Source organism: Dactylosporangium darangshiense (assembly GCF_039537565.1).
In the GTDB taxonomy this organism is placed as follows: domain Bacteria; phylum Actinomycetota; class Actinomycetes; order Mycobacteriales; family Micromonosporaceae; genus Dactylosporangium; species Dactylosporangium darangshiense.
In genome coordinates, this window is record NZ_BAABAT010000133.1 from 1 (window position 1) to 5,295 (window position 5,295).

At 58.0% G+C, this 5,295-nt stretch carries 3 rRNA genes; all 3 read right to left on the reverse strand.

Annotation, left to right across the window (positions count from 1 at the left end):
• Window positions 1–3: 3 nt before the first annotated feature.
• The 3 genes from rrf to ABD901_RS58025 all read right to left on the reverse strand — a co-directional run bounded on the left by rrf (window position 4) and on the right by ABD901_RS58025 (window position 5,191).
• Window positions 4–120: ribosomal RNA gene (gene rrf / locus ABD901_RS58015) — 5S ribosomal RNA — on the reverse strand.
• Between the two features lie 101 nt (window positions 121–221).
• A 23S ribosomal RNA gene (locus ABD901_RS58020) occupies window positions 222–3,333 on the reverse strand.
• A 343-nt stretch (window positions 3,334–3,676) separates the two neighbouring features.
• Window positions 3,677–5,191, reverse strand: a 16S ribosomal RNA gene (locus ABD901_RS58025).
• The 16S, 23S and 5S rRNA genes sit together here, the layout of an rRNA operon.
• Window positions 5,192–5,295 lie beyond the last annotated feature (104 nt).

The window sequence follows — 5,295 nt, forward strand, 5'->3', positions numbered from 1 at the left end:
TTTGTCCGGCGGCGTCCTACTCTCCCACACTCTCTCGGGTGCAGTACCATCGGCGCTGGAGGGCTTAGCTTCCGGGTTCGGAATGGGACCGGGCGTTTCCCCTCCGCTATGGCCGCCGTAACACTATGAACCTGTCAACCCCGCACACCCTTCTATAAGGGGTGCGTCCGGTGTTGGTTCAGAATCACACAGTGGATGCAAGAAATTCAAAGCTTAATTTGTAGGTCAAGTCCTCGGCCTATTAGTACCGGTCAGCTCAAACCTGTTACCAGGCTTCCACTTCCGGCCTATCAACCCAGTGGTCTCGCTGGGGGCCTTAACCCTCAAGGGGTGGGATACCTCATCTCGAAGCGAGCTTCCCGCTTAGATGCTTTCAGCGGTTATCCCTTCCGAACGTAGCCAACCAGCCGTGCTCTTGGCAGAACAACTGGCACACCAGAGGTTCGTCCGTCCCGGTCCTCTCGTACTAGGGACAGCCCTTCTCAAGTATCCTACGCGCGCGGCGGATAGGGACCGAACTGTCTCACGACGTTCTAAACCCAGCTCGCGTACCGCTTTAATGGGCGAACAGCCCAACCCTTGGGACCTACTCCAGCCCCAGGATGCGACGAGCCGACATCGAGGTGCCAAACCATCCCGTCGATATGGACTCTTGGGGAAGATCAGCCTGTTATCCCCGGGGTACCTTTTATCCGTTGAGCGACACCGCTTCCACCTGCCAGTGCCGGATCACTAGTCCCGACTTTCGTCCCTGCTCGACCTGTCAGTCTCACAGTCAAGCCCCCTTGTGCACTTGCACTCAACACCTGATTGCCAACCAGGCTGAGGGAACCTTTGGGCGCCTCCGTTACATTTTAGGAGGCAACCGCCCCAGTTAAACTACCCACCAGACACTGTCCCTGAACCGGCTCACGGCCCAAGGTTAGATACCCAAATCCAACAGAGTGGTATTTCAAGCTTGCCTCCACCCCCACTGGCGTGAGGACTTCACCGGCTCCCACCTATCCTACACAATCGAATTCGAGTACCAATGTCAAGCTATAGTGAAGGTCCCGGGGTCTTTCCGTCCTGCCGCGCGTAACGAGCATCTTTACTCGTAGTGCAATTTCGCCGGGCCTGTGGTTGAGACAGTGGGGAAGTCGTTACGCCATTCGTGCAGGTCGGAACTTACCCGACAAGGAATTTCGCTACCTTAGGATGGTTATAGTTACCACCGCCGTTTACTGGCGCTTAAGTTCTCCGCTTCGCCCTCACGGACTAACAGGTCCCCTTAACGTTCCAGCACCGGGCAGGCGTCAGTCCATATACGTCGTCTTACGACTTAGCATGGACCTGTGTTTTTAGTAAACAGTCGCTTCCCCCTGGTCTCTGCGGCCACCAACCGCTCCACCAGCACGTGGTCTCACCATCGGTGGCCCCCCTTCTCCCGAAGTTACGGGGGCAATTTGCCGAGTTCCTTAACCACAGTTCGCCCGATCGCCTCGGTATTCTCTACCTGACCACCTGTGTCGGTTTGGGGTACGGGCCGCTCGAAACTCGCTAGAGGCTTTTCTCGGCAGCATGGGATCACTGGCTTCACCTGAAACGGCTCCGCTTCACGCCTCACCCTTAGTGCAGCACGGATTTGCCTATGCTGCGGGCTACACGCTTGCCCCGGCACAACCACCGGCCGGGCCCAGCTACCCTCCTGCGTCACCCCATCGCTTGCCTACTACCACCCGAGGTCCCAACATCAACCCATCCACCCGAAGGCTTCAGGACATCCGGAGGTTAGTACAAGCAGGTTCAGCATGGACGCTTCTACGCGGGTACGGGAATATCAACCCGTTGTCCATCGACTACGCCTCTCGGCCTCGCCTTAGGCCCCGACTCACCCAGGGCGGATTAGCCTGGCCCTGGAACCCTTGGTCATCCGGCGGCAGGGTTTCTCACCCTGCTTTCGCTACTCATGCCTGCATTCTCACTCGCGTCACCTCCACGGCTGGATCACTCCGCCGCTTCACCGGTGACACGACGCTCCCCTACCCATCCACACACCTGAACCACAAAGGCTAGGTACACGTGTGAATGCCACAGCTTCGGCGGTGTGCTTGAGCCCCGCTACATTGTCGGCGCGGAACCACTTGACCAGTGAGCTATTACGCACTCTTTCAAGGGTGGCTGCTTCTAAGCCAACCTCCTGGTTGTCTATGCGACCCCACATCCTTTACCACTTAGCACACGCTTAGGGGCCTTAGCTGGTGATCTGGGCTGTTTCCCTCTCGACTACGAAGCTTATCCCCCGCAGTCTCACTGCCACGCTCTCACTTACCGGCATTCGGAGTTTAGTTGACTTCAGTAAGCTTGTAGGCCCCCTAGGCCATCCAGTGCTCTACCTCCGGCAAGAAACACGTGACGCTGCACCTAAATGCATTTCGGGGAGAACCAGCTATCACGGAGTTTGATTGGCCTTTCACCCCTAACCACAGATCATCCCCCAACTTTTCAACGTTGGTGGGTTCGGCCCTCCACGCGGTCTTACCCGCGCTTCAGCCTGCCCATGGCTAGATCACTCCGCTTCGGGTCTAGGACACGCGACTGAACGCCCTATTCAGACTCGCTTTCGCTACGGCTCCCCCACACGGGTTAACCTCGCCACGTATCACTAACTCGCAGGCTCATTCTTCAAAAGGCACGCCGTCACCCCCACCCCCAAAAGGGCAGGACGCTCCGACGGATTGTAGGCGCACGGTTTCAGGTACTATTTCACTCCCCTCCCGGGGTACTTTTCACCTTTCCCTCACGGTACTCGTCCGCTATCGGTCACCAGGGAGTATTTAGGCTTACCAGGTGGTCCTGGCAGATTCACGGCAGATTACAGGAGTCCGCCGCTACTCGGGAACACACACCAACAGATCAGCAGTTTTCGCCTACCGGACTATCACCGTCTACGGTGCCGCTTTCCAGCGGACTTTGACTAACCACTGATTTTCTGACTGTCACCCGGGCCGGCAGACCCGAAACGGCGTGTCCCACAACCCCAAACATGCAACCCCTGCCGGGTATCACACATGCCTGGTTTAGCCTCTTCCGCTTTCGCTCGCCACTACTCACGGAATCACTGTTGTTTTCTCTTCCTGCGGGTACTGAGATGTTTCACTTCCCCGCGTTCCCTCTACCTGCCCTATGTGTTCAGGCAGGAGTGACACCACATGACTGGTGCCGGGTTCCCCCATTCGGACACCCTGGGATCACAGCTCGGTTGACAGCTCCCCCAGGCCTATCGCGGCCTCCCACGTCCTTCATCGGCTCCTGGTGCCAAGGCATCCACCGTACGCCCTCAGCAACTTGACCACAAAGCTTTAAAGATGCTCGCATCCACTGTGCAATTCTCAACCAACACCAAACCCAAACCGTTTTGTCAGCGGCAACCTCGACAGCCACGCTGCCCGGTTTTGCCGCCGGCTTGGATCTCGTCTGAAAACAACCACTTGTGCTGGTTGTTTCAGGACCCAACAGGGTGCCTATACGCCCACCGAACCGCATCCAGAACCGTTCCACGCCGTCGCCGGCAGTACTAGGATTCTCGGACCGTTGTCCGGAAAGCTTCGCCAGTGTCTCCGCCATTGAGCACCCCACCAAGCACATTCGGCTGGTGCGGGCTCCTTACACGCTTTCGCGTGAAGGTGCTCCTTAGAAAGGAGGTGATCCAGCCGCACCTTCCGGTACGGCTACCTTGTTACGACTTCGTCCCAATCGCCAGCCCCACCTTCGACGGCTCCCTCCACAAGGGTTGGGCCACCGGCTTCGGGTGTTGCCGACTTTCGTGACGTGACGGGCGGTGTGTACAAGGCCCGGGAACGTATTCACCGCAGCATTGCTGATCTGCGATTACTAGCGACTCCGACTTCACGGGGTCGAGTTGCAGACCCCGATCCGAACTGAGACCGGCTTTTTGGGATTCGCTCCACCTCACGGTATCGCAGCCCTTTGTACCGGCCATTGTAGCATGCGTGAAGCCCTGGACATAAGGGGCATGATGACTTGACGTCATCCCCACCTTCCTCCGAGTTGACCCCGGCAGTCTTCGATGAGTCCCCGGCCGAACCGCTGGCAACATCGAACAAGGGTTGCGCTCGTTGCGGGACTTAACCCAACATCTCACGACACGAGCTGACGACAGCCATGCACCACCTGTGAACGCCCCCGAAGGACCCGACATCTCTGCCGGATTAGCGCACATGTCAAACCCAGGTAAGGTTCTTCGCGTTGCATCGAATTAATCCGCATGCTCCGCCGCTTGTGCGGGCCCCCGTCAATTCCTTTGAGTTTTAGCCTTGCGGCCGTACTCCCCAGGCGGGGCGCTTAATGCGTTAGCTGCGGCACAGAGAACCGGAGAGGCCCCCCACACCTAGCGCCCAACGTTTACAGCGTGGACTACCAGGGTATCTAATCCTGTTCGCTCCCCACGCTTTCGCTCCTCAGCGTCAGTATCGGCCCAGAGACCCGCCTTCGCCACCGGTGTTCCTCCTGATATCTGCGCATTTCACCGCTACACCAGGAATTCCAGTCTCCCCTACCGAACTCAAGCCTGCCCGTATCAGCTGCAAGCCCACAGTTGAGCTGCGGGTTTTCACAGCTGACGCAACAAGCCGCCTACGAGCTCTTTACGCCCAATAAATCCGGACAACGCTCGCGCCCTACGTCTTACCGCGGCTGCTGGCACGTAGTTGGCCGGCGCTTCTTCTCCAGGTACCGTCACTTGCGCTTCGTCCCTGTCGAAAGAGGTTTACAACCCGAAGGCCTTCATCCCTCACGCGGCGTCGCTGCATCAGGCTTCCGCCCATTGTGCAATATTCCCCACTGCTGCCTCCCGTAGGAGTCTGGGCCGTGTCTCAGTCCCAGTGTGGCCGGTCGCCCTCTCAGGCCGGCTACCCGTCGTCGCCTTGGTAGGCCATCACCCCACCAACAAGCTGATAGGCCGCGAGCCCATCCCAAGCCGAAAAACTTTCCACACCACGTGATGCCACGCAGCATGAATATTCGGTATTAGCCCCCGTTTCCGAGGGTTATCCCAAAGCCTAGGGCAGGTTACTCACGTGTTACTCACCCGTTCGCCGCTCGAGTACCCCGAAGGGCCTTTCCGCTCGACTTGCATGTGTTAAGCACGCCGCCAGCGTTCGTCCTGAGCCAGGATCAAACTCTCCAACAAAACCTAATTGGTGAGCAAATCACCCGGCAACAAACATGTTGTCACCAAAGGAATCCCAGACACGCAACCCCACAAACGGGGCCCGTGCCACGGGGTAATAATCA